We start from the raw sequence: 20,021 nt of genomic DNA on the forward strand, positions 1-20,021 counted from the left end.
CTTTCGGGACCGCTGTTTTATACCCGCTTTATGCGCGCTCGCCGACCCAGGCAGCAACCCCTTGCAAGGCTGCCGCCAGGCCGCTCGGATCGGTGCCGCCGGCCTGCGCCATGTCAGGACGGCCGCCGCCCTTGCCGCCGACCTGCTGGGCGACGAAGTTGACCAGCTCGCCGGCCTTGACCTTGGCAGTGGCGTCGGCGGTGACGCCGGCGATCAGGCTGACCTTGCCATCCTTGACCGCCGCCAGCACGATGGCCGCGGTTTTCAACTTGTCTTTCAGCTTGTCCATGGTTTCGCGCAAGGTGGCGCTGTCGGCGCCTTCCAGCGTCGCCGCCAGCACCTTGATGCCGTTGACGTCGACCGCCTGCAGCACCAGCTCGTCGCCCTGGTTCGCCGCCAGCTTCGATTTCAGGCCGGCCAGTTCTTTTTCCAGCGCCTTGACGTGATCCTGCACCTGCGCGATGCGCTGGGTCAGCTCTTCCGGCTGCGTTTTCAATGCAGCGGCAGCTTCGTTGACGCGGTTGCTCAGGCTTTGCACCAGCGCCAGGCCGGCTTCGCCGGTGACCGCTTCGATGCGGCGGATGCCGGCGGCAACGCCGCCTTCGCCGACGATCTTGAACAGGCCGATATCGCCGGTGCGGCTGACATGGGTGCCGCCGCACAATTCGCGCGAAGTGCCGATAGCCAGGACCCGCACTTCATCGCCGTATTTTTCGCCGAACAAGGCCATGGCGCCGGCGCCGACGGCATCGTCGAACGACATCAATTTAGCTTCGGTGGCGACGTTGGCGAGGATTTCGCGGTTGACGATTTCTTCGATGCGGCGGATTTCATCGGCGCTGACCGGCGCGTTGTGGCTGAAGTCGAAACGGGTCTTGTCGGCGTCGACCAGCGAACCCTTTTGCGCCACATGCGCGCCCAGCACTTCACGCAATGCCTTGTGCATCAGGTGAGTGGCCGAGTGATTGCGGATAGTGCGGCCGCGCACTGCGATATCGACCTTGGCGTTGAGCTTGTCGCCGACCGCCAGCGAACCGCTGCGCAGATTGCCGTGATGACCAAATACTTCGGCCTGGATTTTCAGCGTATCGGTCACCGCGAACAGCGCACCGGCGGCTTCCAGCACGCCGCAGTCGCCTACCTGGCCGCCTGATTCGGCATAGAACGGCGTGGTGTCAAGCACCACGATGGCGTCCTGGCCGGCCTCGATTTTCTGCACCGCGCTGCCGTCCACATACAGGGCCAGCACCTTGGCTTCATGCGCCAGCTCGTCATAGCCGACGAAACGGGTCTTGTCGCCGCTGTATTCCACAGCTGCTGTCATTTTAAATTTACCGCCCTCGCGCGCCGCCGTTTTCTGGCGTTCCATGGCTTCCGCAAACCCGGCTTCGTCCAGTTCGATTTCGCGCTCGCGGCAGATATCCGCCGTCAAATCCAGCGGGAAGCCAAACGTGTCATACAAAGTAAATGCGGTGGCGCCGCTCAGTTTCTTCGGATTCTTGAGCAGTTCGGCCTCCAGAATCTTCATGCCGTGTTCCAGGGTTTCGCCGAAGCGCTCTTCTTCCTGCTTCAGGATCTGCTCGACACGCTCGGCGGCGGCAGGCAATTCGGGATAGGCAGCGCCCATTTCCAGCACCAGGTCCTTGACCAGCTTGTAGAAGAACGGCTTGGTCTGGCCCAGCTTGTGGCCGTGGCGCAACGCGCGGCGGATGATACGGCGCAGCACGTAGCCTCGGCCTTCATTGCCGGGAATTACGCCGTCGACCACCAGGAAGGAACAGGCGCGGATGTGATCGGCGATCACTTTCAGCGAATTGTTTTCCAGGTCCGTGCTATTGGTTTCACGCGCAGCGGCCTTGATCAGGCGCTGGAACAGGTCGATCTCATAGTTGCTGTGCACGTGCTGCAGCACTGCGGCCAGGCGTTCCAGGCCCATGCCGGTGTCGACGCATTGCTTAGGCAGCGGCGTCAGGGTGGCGACGCCGGTTTTCGGATCGATCTGGCGGTCGAACTGCATGAACACGTTGTTCCAGATTTCGATGTAGCGGTCGCCGTCCTGCTCCGGGCTGCCCGGAGGACCGCCCCAGACGTCAGGACCGTGGTCGTAGAAAATCTCGGAACAAGGGCCGCACGGACCGGTGTCGGCCATCTGCCAGAAATTGTCCGACGCGTAAGGCGCACCCTTGTTGTCGCCGATGCGCACGATGCGTTCTTTCGGCAGGCCGATGACCTTGTGCCAGATATCGTAGGCTTCGTCGTCGGTTTCATACACCGTGGCCCACAGTTTATCGGCCGGCAGGCCGTACACCTTGGTCAGCAGCTCCCAGGCCCAGACCAGCGAATCGTGCTTGAAGTAGTCGCCGAACGACCAGTTGCCCAGCATTTCGAAAAAAGTGTGGTGGCGCGCGGTATAGCCGACGTTTTCCAGGTCGTTGTGCTTGCCGCCGGCGCGCAGGCAGCGCTGCACCGAGGTGGCGCGCACATAGTTGCGCTTTTCGGTGCCCAGGAACACGTCCTTGAACTGCACCATACCGGAGTTGGTAAACAGCAGTGTCGGATCGTTGCCGGGGACCAGGCTCGACGAGCGCACGATAGTGTGCCCTTTGGATTCAAAGAATTGGAGAAACTTTTCGCGGATTTCGGCTGAGTTCATGTTCTTGGGCAAAAAATGAAACGGAATAAAGGCAATCGACATTCGGCAGCGCGAAGAAACCGGGGGCCGGTCCAGCGGGCGTTGCCAAATAGGTACTTTTGCAAACCTTCGATTATACGTGATACCTGCAGGGCGATTCAGCAGGAAGCGCATGAAAAAAGCCCGGCGGGATCGCTCCCGGCGGGCTTTCAATGATATCAGGTAAGGAATTCAGATAAATCCGGCCTGAATCCGCCCCGGTATCCGCTGCACTGCGCAGCCGTACTGCGCGCTATTAAGCGCCTTTGTTCACTGGTGTCGCGGTGATCTTGTGGCTCTTGTGGTGATGCTTCTTGTGCTTTTTCATGACCTTGGCTGGAGCCGCATCCGGAGCAGCGGCAGCAGGAGCGGCCATCGGTGCGGCAGGCGCTGGAGCTGGAGCCGGGGCTGGAGCAGCGGTTTGCGCCATGACTGGCAGAGCGAAAGCAGCGACGACTACGGCAGCCAGCAATTTATTGATCTTCATTTGGACATCCTTTTCAGTTAAATAAAAACAAGTGAATTTATTGCACTAAAGATAACACAGGATCAGCCATTCGTCTTGTCACGATGAATACGGCCTGAAACTCGGTTCTGCACTCGATTAACGCGGGCCTGTTCATTTGCGTTGACATGACCGTTGCGGGCGACACGGGCCTCTGTGCGGTCGACATGCGCTTCGCCGCGCTGAAGATTGCCGACCTGGCGCTTGTCCAGGCTGCCGGACTTGATGCCGTTTTCGATCCGCTGCTCCTGATTGGCGTTGCGCTGCACATCGGCCTGCATGCGCTGGCTGGAGACCGAGTTCGGATTGCCGACCGCGCCGTTATGCTTGTCTGCATTGATATTCTGGCTGACCTTGTTCTGCATGCCCTGGATCCGGGCTTTTTCCGCCGGGCTCAGATTGCCGTTCTTGAGGGCATTGGCTTCGGTGCGGTCGATCCGGGCTTCCTGATGCTCCAGCTGGCCGGCTTCGCGCGTGGTCAGCTGGCCGGACTTGAGACCGCTTTCGATCCGGTTCTGCTGGTTGATGTCGCGCTGGGTTTCGCTGGCGGCGGTCTGGGCGAAGACCGGCGCTGCCAACAAGGTGGTCACGAGCGCGGTCAGCAGGAAGGAAATCGATTTTGTGGTTTTCATGGTGGTCCTTTCGGTGTGGCTGGTTGGGCTGATGAGCAGCTTGCTCATGTGACCTTAAACGCCAGCCATGACCGTACGCCGACCAAGAATTTGTAAGCCGTGTAACGAATCGTAAAGCTAAGTGCAGGCGCTGGTCCTCAGGCAAAGTCCGCTGCAATCAGATCGATCCGGTCGGTACAGAAACCGTCCACGCCCCAGCCCAGTATCTCGGTCGCCCGCGCCGGCGTATTCACGGTATAGCAAAACAAGCCGTAGCCGGCCTGCTTGACAGCCTGGGCCTGCATCGGCGACAGGTATTTGTGATTGGTATGCAGGGCCACCGCATCCAGTTCTTCCAGCCGCTGCTGCCAGTCGTCCTCGATAGCGTCGCTCAGGAAACCGCGCGGGATGTCCGGCGCCGCGACCTGGGCGGCGCGCAGCGCATCAAAGGAAAATGAAGAAAACAAGGGCAAGGCCGGATCCGGCCAAGTGCCCTGGCCCGCTGCGGTGTGGGCCGCCAGTTCGGCTTCGAAGACTTCCTCGGTCAGCTGCGCCACCACGCGTCCGGTCTCGATTTCAAACCCCTCGGCCGGCTTGATTTCGACGTTCATCCAGATCGCGTTCTGGCGGCAGAAGTCCAGCACCTGGCGATAAGTGCAGATGCGCTCGCCGGCAAATTGCGGCCCCAGCCAGCTGCCGGCGTCCATGGACGTCAGCTGGTCGGCGTTGAAATCGGCGACTTTGCCGACGCCGCGCACGGTGCGGCCGAACACCGGATCATGCATCAGGATCGGCACGCCGTCGCGCGACAGCATGACGTCGAACTCGACCGCGTGGAAACCGTGCTCCAGGCCGCAGCGCATGGCCGCAATGGTATTTTCCGGAGCCAGCGTACCGCCGCCGCGATGCGCGACTATTTTGGGATAAGGCCACATGAATCTTCTCTTTCTATCGAAATTGCAAGAATGACAGGCGTGTATTGCGGGCAGTGTCTGCTGCCGGCAGGCCGTCGCTAACCTCATTCTTAATGGATTTAGGTATTTTGGCAATCTGCGACTGCCGGCGGCGATTCGCGCCATGCAATCCCGCTTTCGTCGCATTCCGCTTTTTGGCGATAGCGAGCCGGCCCAGAATAGCCTCATTCCCACTACTTCAAGGACTGCCATGAACGACGCCAACCAGAATTTGCAGGACGCTCGCCGCCAAGTCGAACGGAAAATAGGCTTTTATCTGCACCTGGCGGTCTATTTGATTATAAACAGCGGCCTGTTGCTGTTGAATTTCTTGCATAATCCCGGTCAGCCTTGGGTGCTGGGACCGGTCCTTGGCTGGGGCATCGGCCTGCTGTTCCACGGCCTGGCGGTGTTCCTCAGAGACCCGGGCGCGCAGTGGAAGCAGCGCATGATAGAACGAGAATTACAAAAACATCACCGTACTCCGCCAACATGAAGCCAAGCACTACATTGCCGCCAGACGCATTGCCGCCCACCGCCGAACCGCTGGCGCGGCGTCTGCTGCGCACCCTGTACATCAATCTCGGCATCGACGTCATGTGCGCTGTGATTGTGACTTACGTAATGCGCCTCAGCGACCAGTTCCTGCCTAACCTGGTGTTTTCGCTGTGCATCGGCCTGACGGCGATGGTGCTGATCGAAGCCGGCCGCTCTCTGGTCTGGCGCAACGCTACGCCGCCCAAAGTGCATTTCCTCGCTTACATACTGGTGGCGGCAGGCATCGCCCAATTTATCGGCATCCGCCTGGCCGACCTGCTGCTCGGACTGCCCACAGACAATTTTTCTTCCATGTATATGAATGTTAGCGGCCTCGGCCTGATTATCCTGACAGTCTCGGTCTGCGTCGGCGCCACCTTGTTTTTCTGGAACCTCAGCACGCTGGCTGAATTGCGCAACCAGGCCGCCACCGAAAGGGCGCGCGCCGCCGCCGTCGAGAAACAAGCCTTGCAGGCGCAGCTGCAGATGCTGCAGGCGCAGATCGAACCGCATATGCTGTTCAATACGCTGGCCACCTTGCAAAGCCTGATTGCGCTGGATGCGCCGCGGGCGCAGCAGATGCTGGACCAGCTGATCCAGTTCCTGCGCGCTTCGCTATCCTCCTCGCGCATAGAGCAAACCACGCTGGCGCAGGAATTCAGCCTGATGGAAGCCTACCTGGAACTGATGTCGCTGCGCATGGGCAGCCGCCTCAGCTTCGAGCTGCAGTTGCCGGCGGCGCTGCGCGATACCGTGATTGCGCCGATGCTGCTGCAGCCGCTGGTGGAAAACGCCATCAAGCATGGCCTGGAACCCAAGATCGAAGGCGGCCGCATCGAGGTCAGCGCCAGCCGCCAGGGCCAGCTGCTGCTGCTCGACGTCAGCGATACCGGCCTCGGGCTTGCGGCCGAACCGCTGCAGACGCCTGCCAGCCACGGCAGCCACATCGGCCTCAGCAATATCCACGAACGCCTGCAGGCGCTGTACGGCGCTCAGGCCAGCCTGAGCGTCAAGCCTAATCTGCCGCATGGCGTCATCGCCCAACTCCAACTACCTGTCCTGTCATGACTACCTCATCCAATCTGCGCGCCCTGATAGCCGAAGACGAACCGATTTTGGCGGCGGCGCTGCTGCAGGCCTTGCAGCGCCTGTGGCCGGAACTGCAGATCGTCGCAAGCGTCGACAACGGCCAGGCGGTGGTAGAGCAAACCTTGAAACAACGTCCCGACATCCTCTTCCTGGATATCAAGATGCCCGGCAAAAGCGGCCTGGAAGCGGCCCAGGAACTGGCTGAGGAATGGCCGGAGAATGAAGCGTTTCCGCTGATCGTGTTTGTCACCGCCTACGACGAATATGCGATCTCCGCCTTCGAACATGCCGCCGCCGATTACGTGCTGAAGCCGATCAGCGATGCCCGCCTGGGCAAGACCATCGCCCGCCTGCAGCAGCGCCTGCAGCAAAACGGCGACGGCAATGCCGCGCTCGACCGCCTGATCGACCAGTTGCACAATATGCAACCCCGCACCAGCATCGAGCCGCTGACCGTGATACGTGCCGCGGTCGGCAACCAGATCCGCATGATCCCGATCAACGAGGTGATCTATTTCGAAGCCAGCGACAAATACATCAACGTCGTCACCGCCGACAGCGAATCGCTGATACGCACCAGCCTCAAGGAATTGCTGCCGCAGATCGACAGCCGCCAGTTCTGGCAGGTGCACCGCGGCACCATCGTCAACCACCAGTGCATCCAGATGGCGATACGCGACGAAAACGGCAAGCTCTCCCTGAAGCTGCGCGGCCGCGGCGAAAGCCTGGCGGTCAGCCGGGTATTTGCGCATCTTTTCAAGCAAATGTAGGGGCCGGCGCCTTGCACGGGATGGATGGCAGCCGGGATATTGTTTTTGACAACAAATCCGCGTCCCCCATGACCCTTTTGGCGATTGCTGAATCGCAGTGCAACAAAATCCCTGGCAGGCTGCCTGCAAAGCGTCACGCTACGGTAAAATGAGCCATCACCTCATTCTGCAAAGCGTATAAATAAATCCTCCATGAGCACAGATCACACCAACGGCCACACCCCACCTGCCCCTGCCACGTCCAATTTCCTGCGCGGCATCATCGAAACCGATTTGACGGCTGGCGCCTATGCCGGCCGCCAGGACAGCCAGGGTCAGCCATTGCCGCAAGTGGTCACGCGCTTTCCGCCGGAGCCTAACGGCTACCTGCATATCGGTCACGCCAAGTCGATCTGCGTCAACTTCGGCCTGGCGCGCGATTACGCCGGCCGTTGCCATTTGCGCTTCGACGACACCAATCCGGAAAAAGAGGAACAGGAATACGTCGACACCATCATCGACAGCGTGCGCTGGCTCGGCTTCGACTGGAAGGACAGCACAGGCGAGCATCTTTATTTCGCCAGCAACTACTTCGACAAGCTGTATGAAATGGCGGAATACCTGATCACTGCCGGCCTGGCCTATGTCGACAGCCAGAGCGCTGAGGAAATGGCCGCCAGCCGCGGCAATTTCGGCGAGGCGGGCAAGGATTCGCCGTTCCGCAACCGTCCCGCGGCCGAATCGCTGGACTTGTTCCGCCGCATGAAAGCGGGGGAATTCAAGGACGGCGAACACATCGTGCGCGCCAAGATCGACATGGCCTCGCCCAATATGAACCTGCGCGATCCGGCCATCTACCGCATCCGCCACGCTCACCATCACCGTACCGGCGACAAGTGGTGCATCTACCCGATGTACGACTACACGCATCCGATTTCCGATGCGCTGGAAAACATTTCGCACTCGGTCTGCACCCTGGAATTCCAGGATCACCGGCCGTTCTACGACTGGATCCTGGAACACCTGAGCAGCGCCGGTTTCCTGCAAAAGCCGGTGCCGCACCAGTACGAATTCTCGCGCCTCAACGTCACCTATGTGATCACCAGCAAGCGCAAGCTGCGCCAGCTGGTCGACGAAGGCATCGTCGACGGCTGGGACGATCCGCGCATGCCCACCCTGGTCGGCATCCGCCGCCGCGGCTTCACGCCCGAATCGTTGCAACTGTTTTGCGACCGCACCGGCGTCACCAAGTCGGACGGCTGGATCGACATGAGTTCGCTGGAAGGCGCGCTGCGCGAAGACCTCGACCCGAAGGCGCCGCGCGCGTCGGCGGTGCTGCGGCCGCTGAAACTGATTATCGATAATTTCCCGGAAGGCGAAACCGTGGCCTGCCACGCACCGGTCTATCCGCCGGCGCATCCGGAACACGCTACCGCACTGCGTCATTTTCCGATCAGCAACACGCTGTGGATCGAGCAGGAAGACTTCATGGAAACGCCTGTCAAAGGCTATTTCCGCCTGTTCCCGCCGACTGCCGACAAGCCGGGCAGCCGGGTCCGCCTGCGTCACGGTTTCGTGGTCGAGTGCACCGGTTTCGACAAGGATGCCGATGGCAAGGTTACTGCCGTGCACTGCACGTACTTTCCTGACAGCAAGAGCGGCACGGAAGGCAGCGCCAACTACAAGGTCAAGGGCAATATTCACTGGATCAGCGTGGCCCATGCGCTGGAAGCCGAAGTGCGGCTGTACGACCGCCTGTTCACCGATCCGCATCCGGATGCCGGCGGCAAGGACTTCAAGGCAGCCTTGAATCCGAACGCCAAGGAAGTAATCACCGCCTATCTCGAACCGGGCCTCAAGGATGCCAAGCCGGAAGAGCGCTATCAGTTCGAACGGCATGGCTATTTCATCGCCGATCGCGTTGACTCAGTGCCTGGCAAGCCGGTGTTCAACCGGACTGTCACCTTGAAGGATAGCTGGAGCAAGTAACAGCCTGCCTCATTTTTCCCATGCAGCAATAAAAAAGACGCCACACCGCAAATTCGGTCCGGCGTCTTTATTCATTTTGCAGCCGGTGTTACATTAACTGACTATAAGCATCAGCGTTATGCGCTGATATGACGCCAAATAGGCAGTAAAAGTAAATACAGGGTAAGCGGACGTGGGGCTAGCGGTTATACAGGTAGAGATGCAAGTACGGGGCGTTAACGGCCAGGTAACGCTGCTCAGTGACCGGATTCAGATCAAGCGCGCGGGCGCCATGGCCCGCCTGACGCAGGCCCGCAATAGCGACAAGGATATCCTGCTCACTGAGCTGAGCGGGGTCCGCATCCAGTTGCCCAACCTCCTCAGCAACGGCTACATCCGCTTTTTCCTGGTCAACGGCGAAGCAGCGGACGCCAGCCTGATCCGCGCCGCCAGCGATGGCAACACCGTCTTATTCAGCGGCCGCCAACTGTCCCGCTTCACGCTGCTGAAAACCGCTGTTGAAAAAAAGATCGCGGCCAACCAGCCTGCGCCGATGCTGCTGTTGCCAGCGCCAGAGATCACAGCAACCGAAGCAACTGCACCTGAAATAACTGCATCCGAGACAACCACGCCCGAGATGGCTGCTCCTGCAATCATTGCACCTGCAATTGCTGCCCCGATAATTCCTGCAGAACGCCCGCCGGTCGATTTCGATGCGCTAGACCGGGTGGCGGAACAGTACAAGCAAGGATTGATTTCACGTGCCGAATGGGTCGCCGCCAAGCGCAAACTGCTGGGTCTTTAGCCGTTTGCGCCGCGCTCAGCGGACTGGCCACGCAAGCACTATAATCATGCACCTTTCCTCCCGCATCGCGCGACCACCAACCAAGGAATACTCATGACCATCTCCATGTACAGCACTTCCATTCCCGTCTTCAAGCAAATGCTGAACGCCCTTAGCGACGTCCTGGCAAAAGCCGAAGCGCACGTCGCTGAAAAGAAGATCGATCCGAACGCGCTGCTGCAGGCACGCCTGTTCCCTGACATGTTCCCGCTGGTGCGCCAGGTGCAGATCGCCGCCGACTTCGCCAAGAGCGTGCCGGCACGCCTGGCCGGCGCCGAAGTTCCTTCCTATGAAGATAGCGAACAAAGCTTTGCCGACCTGCATGCCCGCATCAAGAAGACGCTGGCATTCATCGACGGCTTGCCGGCGGAAAAGATCGATGGCAGCGAAGCGCTGGAAATCGTCTTGCGTCCTGGCACGCCGAAAGAGAAAAAACTGAACGGCCAGACTTACCTGCTGGGCTACGGCCTGCCGCAATTCTTTTTCCACGTCACCACTGCCTACGACATCCTGCGCCACAACGGCGTGGAAATCGGCAAGCGCGACTTCATGGGCGCTTACTAAGTCTGACGGGATTTTCCTGTTGATTTGAAAAGCGGCCTAGGGCCGCTTTTTTCATGGCCGTCTGCCGTCACGGCATTTCACAACTCAAGACAGCAGGTGCAGCTCTTCCTCCAGCATCGCACTCATGTCCAGCCGCAAGCGCTCGATCGGCGCCGCCAGCCGGCCGGGAGTCCTGGCATGCACCAGCCAGGTGTTCACGCCGCCCTTGAACTCAGGCACGTCCAGCACCTGCAGCTGATCGCGGAAAGCGCTGCGCGCCCACGCCCCAGGCATGATCATGCCGATGCCGATGCCGCGCGCCACCAGCGACAGCTGCAACTCGGTGCCGAAGGTTTCGACCGCCACATCGACCGGCAAACGCGCCGCATCCAGCGTGTGCCGGATGGAACGACGTATGCCGCAGCCATCCTGGTTCAGCACCCAGGCATGGCTTGCCAGTTGCGCCAAAGAGACGCTGCCATTGCTGCACAAAGAGGAAGCCTGGCTGGCGACGATCAAGGGTATTTGATGCCCGAGCAAATGGGCCGTGAGAGTATTGGGCGGCATGACATCGTCCGGCAAGACTACTGCCGCCGCATCGATCGCATTGCTTTCCAGCAGAGTCAGCAAGGCTGGCGACCAGCCGGTGGTAATGCGCAAAGTCAGCTTGGTGAACTCGCTGCGCAGGCAATCAATCGGATGGGTCAGCGCCAGCTCCGCCAGGAATGGCGCCACCCCCAGACGGAATTCGCCGCTCGCCTGCGAACCCGGTTCCACCCCGGCCAGCAGATCGGCGACCGAACCCAGCACGCGGCGCCCGCGCTCATAGACTTCCCTGCCTGCCGCGGTAGGCTTGAGCGGCTTCGACTGCCGCTCCAGCAGCGCCACCCCCAGCCTGTCCTCCAGGCTTTGGACGCGCCGGCTGATGCCAGGCTGGGTCAGATGCAGGCGGGCGGCGGCGGCAATGATCGAACCGGTCTCGACCACGGCGACAAAGGCTTCGATGTCATGGGTATTCATAACAAACTCGCATAATAGTTATGATAATAATTCACTTGTAGCATAAAGATCGCGGATGCACAATCGCTGCATTGAAAAATGCTTGCCAGGGAACGGACTCCGCCGCCCCCGCTGCCAGCTTGCCACGTGAAAATGCCATGAATGCCCCCTTGCCTCCCAATGCCGCCTGTCCCGCCACACACTCCGTCGCCCTGCCCGCCGCCAGCGGCGGCATCTCCTCCGCGCTGCAGATGCTGTTTGCCACCGCGGTCGGCGTCACCGTGATCAACCTGTTCGCCACCCAGACCCTGATCGCGACTATCGCAGCGGCGCTGGGCCTGGATCCCCGCCTGAGCGGCATGGTCGCCATGCTGCCCCAGCTGGGCTACGCTGCCGGCCTGATCCTGCTGGTGCCACTGGCCGACCTGCTGGAAAACCGCCGCCTGATCGTGCGCCTGCTGGCCTGCTGCACACTGGCCCTGGCGACGGCTACGGTGTCGACTTCCGGCTGGCTGTTCCTGCTAGCGATCTTTCTGGCCGGCAGCGCTTCCAGCGCGATCCAGATCATGGTGCCTCTGGCCGCCCTGATGGCGCCGGAAGCGCACCGCGGTCGTGTGGTCGGCAATGTGATGAGCGGCCTGATGCTCGGGATCCTGCTGTCGCGGCCGCTGGCCAGCCTGCTGGTCGACCTCGGCGGCTGGCGCTTGCTGTATCTGGTGCTGACGATGTCGGTGGCGTTGGTGGCAGCCACTCTGAGCCGCACGCTGCCGAGGCGGCAGCCGCTGGCAGGACTGTCGTACCTGACCCTGATCAAATCCCTGTGGCATCTGCTGCTGAGCCAGCCGGTGCTGCGCCGACGCGCCCTGACCGCGGCATTGGCAATGGCCACCTTCAGCCTGTTCTGGACCGCCGTCGCGCTGCTGCTGACGCAAGCGCCGTTCCATCTGGACCAGCGCCATATCGCCCTGTTCGCGCTGGCCGGCGCCGCCGGCGCTATCGCCGCGCCGCTCGCCGGCCGCATCGGCGACCGCGGCTGGAGCCGCCCTGCCAGTCATGCGGCGCACCTGACGATGATCGCAGCTTTGGTGCTGGCCGGGGTCGCCGGCTCCGGCTGGGGCGGCTTTACAGCGGCCGCGCATCCGCTGGCGGCGATTGCCATGCTGGTGCTGGCAGCGATCGGCCTGGATGCCGGCGTCACCACCGACCAGACGCTGGGCCGGCGCGCCATCAACCTGCTGCAGCCGGAAGCGCGCGGCAGGTTGAATGGCTTGTTTGTCGGGATTTTTTTCGTCGGCGGCGCCCTCGGCGCAGCCAGCGCCGCGCTGGCCTGGGTCAATGGCGGCTGGACCGCGGTCTGCCTGCTGGGCATTGCTTACGCGACGACGACCTTGGTGATTGGCGCGCTGCAAAAACATTAAGGCGCAATCCGGCCGGCATCGCGCTGTTGCTTGCGCCGAGCGCTTACTTCCTGGCCGGATCGCTGCCGGCGACGTAATACGGCACTTCCACCCGCGGCAAGGGATTGCGGCCTCGGATCTGGTCAGCGATTTTTTCGGCGATCATGATGGTCGGCGCATTCAGGTTGCCGGTCGTGATCAGCGGCATGATGGAAGCATCCACCACGCGCAAGCCATCCAGGCCGTGCACCCGCCCCTGGTTATCCACCACGGCCATCTCGTCGTAGCCCATGGCGTTGGAACAGGATGGATGGAAAGCGGTTTCCGCATGCTGGCGCACAAAGGCGTCCAGCTCGGCATCGCTCTGCACTTGCACGCCCGGGGAAATTTCGCGGCCGGCATAGGCCGACAAGGCCTGCTGGCCGATGATCTCGCGCGTGATGCGGATGCCGTTGCGGAATTCCTGCCAGTCCTGTTCGGTCGACATGTAGTTGAACAGGATGCTCGGATGCTGGCGCGGATCCTTCGAACGCAGATGGATGCGGCCGCGGCTGGGCGAGCGCATCGAGCCCATGTGCGCCTGGAAGCTATGCACCTTGATCGGATTGCTGCCGTTGTAATTGATCGCCACCGGCAGGAAGTGATACTGGATGTTCGGCCACTCGAAGCTGTCGTCGCTGCGGATGAAGCCGCCGGCTTCGAACTGGTTGCTGGCGCCGATGCCGCTTCCCATCAGCAGCCACTCAGCGCCGATCTGCGGCTGGTTCCACGGCTTGAGCGCTGGCGCCAGCGATACCGGCTGCTTGCATTCGTATTGCTGATAGATTTCCAGATGGTCCTGCAGGTTGGCGCCGACGCCAGGCAAATCCAGCACCACCGGAATGTCGTGCTGGCGCAGCAGCGCCGCCGGACCGACGCCGGAACGCTGCAGGATCTGCGGCGAGGCAATCGCGCCGGAGCACAGCAGCACTTCGCGCCTTGCCTGCGCCGTTTGCGGCTGTTCGTTGTGCAGCCAGGCGACGCCGACTGCGCGCTTGCCGGAGAAGAGGATGCGGTCGGTCAAGGCGTGGGTGACGATGGTCAGGTTGGGCCGCGCACGCGCCTGGTCCAGATAGCCGCGCGCGGTGCTGGCGCGCCGTCCATGCGGCGTGGTGGTGCGGTCCATCGGCCCGAAGCCTTCCTGCTGGTAGCCGTTGAGGTCGTCGGTGCGCGGATAGCCCGCCTGGACGCCGGCTTCCACCATCGCATGGTAGAGCACATTGTTGCCGCTCTTCGGCGTGGTGACGCTGACCGGACCGTCGCCGCCGTGATAATCGTTGCCGCCGATATCGCGCGTTTCAGCCTTCTTGAAGTAAGGCAGGCAATCCAGGTAAGACCAGTTTTCCAGGCCCTCGCGCCTGGCCCAGTGATCGTAGTCGAGCGCATTGCCGCGGATATAGCACATGCCGTTGATCAGCGACGAACCGCCCAGGCCCTTGCCGCGGCCGCACTCCATGCGGCGGCCGTTCATGTGCGGTTCCGGATCGGTTTCGTAGGCCCAGTTATAGCGCCGCCCTTGCAGCGGAAAGGCCAGCGCCGCCGGCATCTGGGTGCGGAAATCGAAGCGGTAATCGGGACCGCCGGCTTCCAGCAGCAGGACGGTGGTGCCGGCATCTTCCGTCAGGCGGGTCGCCAGCACATTGCCGGCCGAACCGGCGCCGATGATGATGTAGTCGTATTCTTTTGCGTGTTGCATGATGCTCCTTGCTTGCCGCTGCCGCTCGCGCGGCAGGGTGATGAAACGCGACGTTTTTTTTAAAACACCGAGGTATAGGCGCCCAGCTCCACCTGAATCGATTTGATGCGCGTGTAGTGTTCCAGCGTGGTGAGCCCGTTTTCGCGGCCGACGCCGGACTGCTTGTAGCCGCCCACCGGCATTTCCGCCGCCGACTCGCCCCAGGTATTGATCCAGCAGATGCCGGCTTCCAGCTGATGGATCACGCGATGGGCGCGGCTCAGGTTTTCTGTCATCAGGCCGGCCGCCAGGCCATATTCCGTATCGTTGGCGCGGCGTATCACTTCATCTTCTTCCTCGAAGCCGAGGATGCACATGACCGGGCCGAAGATTTCTTCGCGCACGATCTTCATCTCGTCGCGGCAGTCGGTGAACACCGTCGGCTGCACGAATGCGCCCTGGGCAAAAGCGCCGCCGACTTCGCGCTTGCCGCCGGTCAGCAGACGCGCGCCTTGGGCGATGCCGGATTCGATGTAGGACAGCACGCTATCCATGTGCGGAAAACTGACCAGCGGGCCGAAGTTGGTGCTGGCGTCGAGCGGCATGCCGAGACGGATGCGCGCCACCCGCTCCAGCACCTTGGCTTCGAACGCCTGCTTGATCGCACTGTGCACGAAGACCCGCGTGCCGTTGGTGCAGACCTGGCCGGAGCTGTAGAAATTGGCCATGACGGCGACGTCGGCGGCACGCTCCAGGTCGGCGTCGGCAAACACGATCAGCGGCGACTTGCCGCCCAGTTCCATGGTCACTTCCTTCAGGGTCGAGCTGGAAGCGCTGGCCATCACTTTCTTGCCGGTAGCGGTGCCGCCGGTGAAGGAGATTTTCTCGATGCCGGCATGCTCGGTCAGCCAGGTGCCGACTTCGCGGCCGCTGCCGGTGAGGACGTTGAAGACGCCGTCCGGCAGGCCTGCCTCAGTGTAGATTTCGGCCAGCTTGAGCGTGCTCAGCGGCGTCACTTCGCTCGGCTTGAAAATCATGGCATTGCCTGCCGCCAGCGCCGGCGCCGACTTCCACAGGGCGATCTGGATCGGATAATTCCAGGCGCCGATGCCGGCCACCACGCCCAGCGGTTCGCGTCGGGTGTAGACAAACGAGCTTTCGCGCAAAGGGATTTGCGTGCCTTCGATGGACGGCACCAGGCCGGCGTAATATTCAAGGACGTCGGCGCCGGTGACGATATCGACCGCACGGGTTTCCGACAGCGCCTTGCCGGTATCCAGGGTTTCCAGCTCTGCCAGTTCGTCATTGCGCTCGCGCAGGATGGCTACTGCACGGCGCAGCACGCGCGAACGCTGCATGGCGGTTTGCGCGGCCCAGACGCGCTGGCCCTGCCTGGCGCTGGCGACAGCGCGGTCGACGTCTTCCTTGGTGGCGCGCTGGACTTCGGCCAGCACTTCGCCGTTGGCGGGATTGATGGTCTGGAAGGTATCGCTGCCGCTGGCGTCGACACGGCGGCCGCCGATGTAAAGTTGTTGTTGCTTGAAAACAGGCATGCAGATTCTCCTCAATGGGTTGCTGTCAGATAGGTCAAAGATCAGGCCGCTGCAGTGGCTGCGCCGCTCTTCTTTGCCAATTGGTAGTCCAGATATTCATAGGCCATCTGCCGGGCCGCATCGGCATCGAAAGCCTTGCCGGACAAGGATCCGCGCAGCCATAGTCCGTCGATCATGGCGGCCAGCCCGCGCGCAGCCTGGCGTGCCTGCAGCAGCGGCAGTTCGCGCTGAAATTGGCAGCACAGGTTGGAGCGCAGGCGCTGGTCGTTGACGTGCTGCAGCCGGCGCAGCGATTCCTGGTGCATGCTGGAAGACCAGAACGCCAGCCAGGTTTTCATCACGGGACCGCTCACCTGGCTGTCGTTGAAATTGGCGTCGACGATGGCGCGCAGGTGCGCGGCGGCGCTGTCGGTGCTGAGTTCGTTGCGGCGGCGCCGGGTATCGGCGCTTAAATCGTGCAGGATCTGGCGCATGGTGGCTTCCAGCAGACCGCTTTTGTCGCCGAAATAGTGGCTGATGATGCCGGTCGACAGTCCTGCCTGGCGGGCGATCAGGGCAATGGTGGCGTCCGCCAGGCCGGCCCGGTCGATCACTTCCAGCGTTGCCTGGATCAGCTGCTTGCGGCGCAGCGGCAGCATCTCGTTTCTTTTCCTCAACTCACTCTCCCATTGCGTTCGCGGAAAGCGGTCCGCCAATCCGCTGCATGAAATCAGTATAATTTAAATTGATTGGACGTTCAATCAATTTAAGATTAGGCTCTCATCGTGATGTCAGTGACAACATCATATTTTTCTTTCGACAACAATATCCATACCCGGCAACAGAATCGGAATGAGGTTTATTCAAATGCAACAACAGGCAAACACGAGACACCAATCGGCCATGCCGGCACGCCGCGGGCAAACCCAATGAGCGCGGCGACCATCATCGCCGGCAGCCTGCCGGCCAAGATCGGGCTCAACCGCCCGGTATTCTTTTCATCGGCGCTGCTGATCATCGCCTTCACCATCGTCATCATCGCTTTCCCTCAGGCCTCGACCACCTGGCTGTCGCAAGCCCAGGTCATGCTGGCCAGCAGTTTCGGCTGGTACTACATGCTGATAGTGGCCGCCTACCTCGGCTTCATCGTCTGGCTGGCGGCCTCGCCTTACGGCAAGATAAAACTGGGCGCGGACGATGAGCAGCCGGCTTTCAGTTACGGCGCCTGGGCCGGCATGCTGTTTTCTTCGGGGATCGGGATTTCGCTGCTCTATTTCGGCGCTTCGGAGCCTATTACGCATTACCTGCATCCGCCGCAGGGGGCAGCGGCGACACCGGCAGCCGCCGGCCAGGCGATGACGCTGACCTTCCTCCACTGGGGCCTGCACGGCTGGGCCATCTACGCGCTGATCGCGGTGGCGCTGGGATATTTTGCGTATCGCCACCAGCAACCACTGGCTTTGCGCTCCGCCCTGTATCCCTTGCTGGGCGAACGCGTGCATGGCGTCGCCGGCCATGCGGTGGATTGCTTCGGCATCGTGGTGACGGTGCTGGGCCTGGTCAGCAACCTCGGCATCGGCTCGCTGCAGATCAGCGCCGGCCTGGAACACCTGTTCGGCCTGCAAAACGGCCATGGCACGCTGCTGGCGGTCATCATCGTGATGACGATCGTCGCCACGCTGGCCGCCGTCTCCGGGATCGAGACAGGGATACGCCGCCTGTCGAATCTGAACGTGGTGCTGTTTGCCAGCCTGCTGATCTTCGCCTTGGCCATGGGCCCGACCCTGCACCTGTTGAACGCCCTGATCCAGAACCTGGGCGACTACCTCAGCAATGTCGTCGGCAAGACTTTCGACCTGTACGCCTACGACCGCCCCAGCGACTGGCTCGGAAAATGGACCCTGTTCTACTGGGCCTGGTGGATTTCCTGGGCGCCATTCGTCGGCCTGTTCATTGCTCGCATCTCGCGCGGCCGCACCATCCGCGAAGTGGTGACCGGCGTGCTGCTGCTGCCGCTGGCGTTCACGCTGGTGTGGCTGTCCGTGTTCGGCAACAGCGCGCTTGACCTGCTGATCAACCACGGCGCCACCGAACTGAGCCAGAGCGCGCTGCAACAGCCGGCCATGACCATGTACAAATTGCTGGCCCACTACCCGTTCGGCACGGCCATGTCAGGCGTGGCGATCTTCGTCGGCTTCGTGCTGTTCCTGACGCCGGCCGATTCCGGCGCCGTGATGCTGGCCAATTTGTCGATCCGCGACAGCAGCAATGGCGGCGAAGGCGATGCACCGCACTGGCTGCGCATATTCTGGTCGGCGCTGATCATGGCGGTGACCGCCGGCCTGATGTTCGCGGATAACATCAGCTCCATCCAGACCACCATCGTGCTTGCTTCCCTGCCGTTTTCTCTGGTTCTGGTGCTGTATATGGTGTGCCTGCTGAAGAGCTTGCGGATGGAATTCAAACCCGTGGTTGCTCCCAAAGCCATGGCAAAGACATTCAGGCAAACATAGCCAAAATCCGGCCGAAAAAAAAGCTGCGCAATGCGCAGCTTTTTTTCAAGCGAATCAAACCGGACTTCCGTCTCAGGACTTCTTCCGCAACAGAGCGTGCAAGATGATCGCCCCAAAAGTCGCGGTGCCGATGCCGCCCAGCGAGAACTGGCCCAGCTTCAGGGTAAAGTCGCCGGCGCCCAGCACCAGCGTCACGGCCGCCACGATCAGGTTGCGGTTATCGGAAAAATCCACCTTGTTCTCCACCCAGATCCGCGCGCCCGACACCGCGATCAGGCCAAACACCACGATCGAGACGCCGCCCAGCACCGCACCGGGAATGGTCTGGATCACGGCGCCGAATTTCGGCGAGAAGCCCAGGATGATCGCCAGGCAGGCCGCCACCACGAACACCAGCGTCGAATAGATTTTGGTGACCGCCATCACACCGATGTTTTCCGCATAAGTGGTAACGCCGGTGCCGCCGACGCTGCCTGAGACGATGGTCGCCAGGCCGTCGCCGACGAAGGCGCGGCCCATGTATTTGTCCAGGTTCTGCCCTGTCATGGCGGCCACCGCCTTGATATGGCCGAGATTTTCCGCCACCAGGATGATGGCGATAGGCGCCAGCAAGGCCATGGCGTCGGCCTTGAATACCGGCGCCGAGAAATGCGGGATGCCGAACCAGGCGGCGTTGGCGACAATCGCAAAGTCGATCGGCTTGCCAAGGCCGGCGCCGTTGGTCAGCACGGCATAGACGACATAAGCCAGCATCAGGCCGACCAGGATCAGCAGGCGCTGCAGCATGCCGCGCGCAAATACGGCGACCACGCCGACGCACAGCACCGTGCCGAGGGCCATCCAGGCATCGAAATTGTTGCCGCTGACGCCCTTGACCGCGATCGGCGCCAGGTTCAGACCGATCACCGCCACCACGGCGCCGGTGACCACCGGCGGCATCAGGGTTTCGATCCAGCGCGTGCCGATCGCCATCACCAGCAAGCCGATCAGCGCATACAGCACGCCGCAGGCAATGATGCCGCCCAGCGCCACGCCGAGATTGGCGTTCAAGCCGTGTCCGCCATACGCGCTGACGGCGATCACCAGGCCGATGAAGGAAAAACTGGAACCGAGGTAGCTTGGTACACGGCCGCCCACCAGCACGAAGAACAGCAAGGTGCCGATGCCTGACATGAAAATCGCCAGGTTCGGATCGAAACCCATCAGCAGCGGCGCCAGCACGGTCGAACCGAACATCGCCACCACGTGCTGCACGCCCATCGCAAAAGTCTGCGGCCAAGGCAGGCGCTCGTCGGCGGCGATGACCTGGCCCTGCCCGTCCGCCGTGCCGGCGCGCAAACGCCACGTGGGAAAATAAGATCCTGCCATGTGTTCCTCCCTGTATGCCGATCAGCCA

Annotated in this window: 17 protein-coding genes; 8 read left to right on the forward strand and 9 right to left on the reverse strand. The window is 61.6% G+C overall.

Features of this window, described 5'->3' with window-relative positions; translation table 11 throughout:
• Window positions 1-28: 28 nt before the first annotated feature.
• The 4 genes from alaS to ugpQ all read right to left on the reverse strand — a co-directional run bounded on the left by alaS (window position 29) and on the right by ugpQ (window position 4,722).
• A complete protein-coding gene (gene alaS, locus KHU30_RS20885) occupies window positions 29-2,653 on the reverse strand; it encodes an alanine--tRNA ligase (RefSeq protein WP_211444538.1) in 2,625 nt (874 codons plus the stop codon).
• Between the two features lie 274 nt (window positions 2,654-2,927).
• Window positions 2,928-3,158 carry a hypothetical protein gene (locus KHU30_RS20890; RefSeq protein WP_211444762.1) on the reverse strand — a complete coding sequence of 77 codons (231 nt, stop codon included), beginning with the start codon at window positions 3,156-3,158 and terminating at the stop codon, window positions 2,928-2,930.
• Between the two features lie 62 nt (window positions 3,159-3,220).
• The gene (locus tag KHU30_RS20895; RefSeq protein WP_211444539.1) at window positions 3,221-3,808 is read right to left on the reverse strand and encodes a hypothetical protein; all 588 of its coding nucleotides are present in this window, start codon (window positions 3,806-3,808) and stop codon (window positions 3,221-3,223) included.
• A 137-nt stretch (window positions 3,809-3,945) separates the two neighbouring features.
• Complete coding sequence (ugpQ, locus tag KHU30_RS20900; RefSeq protein ID WP_211444540.1) at window positions 3,946-4,722, reverse strand: glycerophosphodiester phosphodiesterase; 777 nt, start codon at window positions 4,720-4,722, stop codon at window positions 3,946-3,948.
• A 229-nt stretch (window positions 4,723-4,951) separates the two neighbouring features.
• On the opposite strand from ugpQ, the gene KHU30_RS20905 reads away from it, so the two are divergent.
• From KHU30_RS20905 to KHU30_RS20930, 6 genes are all read left to right on the forward strand, one after another.
• Complete coding sequence (locus KHU30_RS20905; protein WP_230427508.1) at window positions 4,952-5,236, forward strand: 2TM domain-containing protein; 285 nt, start codon at window positions 4,952-4,954, stop codon at window positions 5,234-5,236.
• Window positions 5,233-6,345, forward strand: a complete 1,113-nt coding sequence (locus tag KHU30_RS20910) for a sensor histidine kinase (protein ID WP_211444542.1) — start codon at window positions 5,233-5,235, stop codon at window positions 6,343-6,345. The genes KHU30_RS20905 and KHU30_RS20910 overlap by 4 nt, the downstream gene beginning before the upstream one ends.
• Complete coding sequence (locus KHU30_RS20915) at window positions 6,342-7,136, forward strand: LytR/AlgR family response regulator transcription factor (protein WP_211444543.1); 795 nt, start codon at window positions 6,342-6,344, stop codon at window positions 7,134-7,136. The genes KHU30_RS20910 and KHU30_RS20915 overlap by 4 nt, the downstream gene beginning before the upstream one ends.
• A 192-nt stretch (window positions 7,137-7,328) precedes the next feature.
• Complete coding sequence (locus KHU30_RS20920; protein ID WP_211444544.1) at window positions 7,329-9,104, forward strand: glutamine--tRNA ligase/YqeY domain fusion protein; 1,776 nt, start codon at window positions 7,329-7,331, stop codon at window positions 9,102-9,104.
• Between the two features lie 199 nt (window positions 9,105-9,303).
• Window positions 9,304-9,888 carry a DUF4429 domain-containing protein gene (locus KHU30_RS20925; protein WP_211444545.1) on the forward strand — a complete coding sequence of 195 codons (585 nt, stop codon included), beginning with the start codon at window positions 9,304-9,306 and terminating at the stop codon, window positions 9,886-9,888.
• A 93-nt stretch (window positions 9,889-9,981) separates the two neighbouring features.
• Window positions 9,982-10,491: a DUF1993 domain-containing protein gene (locus KHU30_RS20930; protein WP_211444546.1), complete on the forward strand. Its 510-nt coding sequence runs from the start codon at window positions 9,982-9,984 to the stop codon at window positions 10,489-10,491.
• 84 nt (window positions 10,492-10,575) lie between these two features.
• On the opposite strand, the gene KHU30_RS20935 is transcribed toward KHU30_RS20930, so the two are convergent.
• On the reverse strand, window positions 10,576-11,490 hold the full coding sequence (locus KHU30_RS20935; RefSeq protein WP_211444547.1) for a LysR family transcriptional regulator: 915 nt from the start codon (window positions 11,488-11,490) through the stop codon (window positions 10,576-10,578).
• Between the two features lie 137 nt (window positions 11,491-11,627).
• On the opposite strand from KHU30_RS20935, the gene KHU30_RS20940 reads away from it, so the two are divergent.
• The gene (locus KHU30_RS20940) at window positions 11,628-12,887 is read left to right on the forward strand and encodes an MFS transporter (protein ID WP_211444548.1); all 1,260 of its coding nucleotides are present in this window, start codon (window positions 11,628-11,630) and stop codon (window positions 12,885-12,887) included.
• A gap of 43 nt (window positions 12,888-12,930) precedes the next feature.
• Here the strand turns inward: KHU30_RS20940 and betA are convergent, their stop codons facing one another.
• From betA to betI, 3 genes are read right to left on the reverse strand one after another with little or no spacing between them, the layout of a single operon-like run.
• Window positions 12,931-14,601: a choline dehydrogenase gene (gene betA, locus KHU30_RS20945; RefSeq protein ID WP_211444549.1), complete on the reverse strand. Its 1,671-nt coding sequence runs from the start codon at window positions 14,599-14,601 to the stop codon at window positions 12,931-12,933.
• Between the two features lie 59 nt (window positions 14,602-14,660).
• The gene (betB, locus tag KHU30_RS20950) at window positions 14,661-16,133 is read right to left on the reverse strand and encodes a betaine-aldehyde dehydrogenase (protein WP_211444550.1); all 1,473 of its coding nucleotides are present in this window, start codon (window positions 16,131-16,133) and stop codon (window positions 14,661-14,663) included.
• A 41-nt stretch (window positions 16,134-16,174) separates the two neighbouring features.
• Window positions 16,175-16,771: a transcriptional regulator BetI gene (betI, locus tag KHU30_RS20955; protein ID WP_211444746.1), complete on the reverse strand. Its 597-nt coding sequence runs from the start codon at window positions 16,769-16,771 to the stop codon at window positions 16,175-16,177.
• A gap of 270 nt (window positions 16,772-17,041) precedes the next feature.
• Here betI and KHU30_RS20960 point away from each other — a divergent pair, with 270 nt between their 5' ends.
• Complete coding sequence (locus KHU30_RS20960; protein ID WP_211444551.1) at window positions 17,042-18,625, forward strand: BCCT family transporter; 1,584 nt, start codon at window positions 17,042-17,044, stop codon at window positions 18,623-18,625.
• A 72-nt stretch (window positions 18,626-18,697) separates the two neighbouring features.
• On the opposite strand, the gene KHU30_RS20965 is transcribed toward KHU30_RS20960, so the two are convergent.
• Entirely contained in the window at window positions 18,698-19,993 is a 1,296-nt protein-coding gene (locus KHU30_RS20965; protein WP_211444552.1) for a solute carrier family 23 protein, read from the reverse strand.
• Window positions 19,994-20,021: the final 28 nt, after the last annotated feature.

It is taken from the genome of Collimonas humicola (assembly GCF_018304945.1).
Taxonomy (GTDB): Bacteria; Pseudomonadota; Gammaproteobacteria; order Burkholderiales; family Burkholderiaceae_D; genus Collimonas; species Collimonas humicola.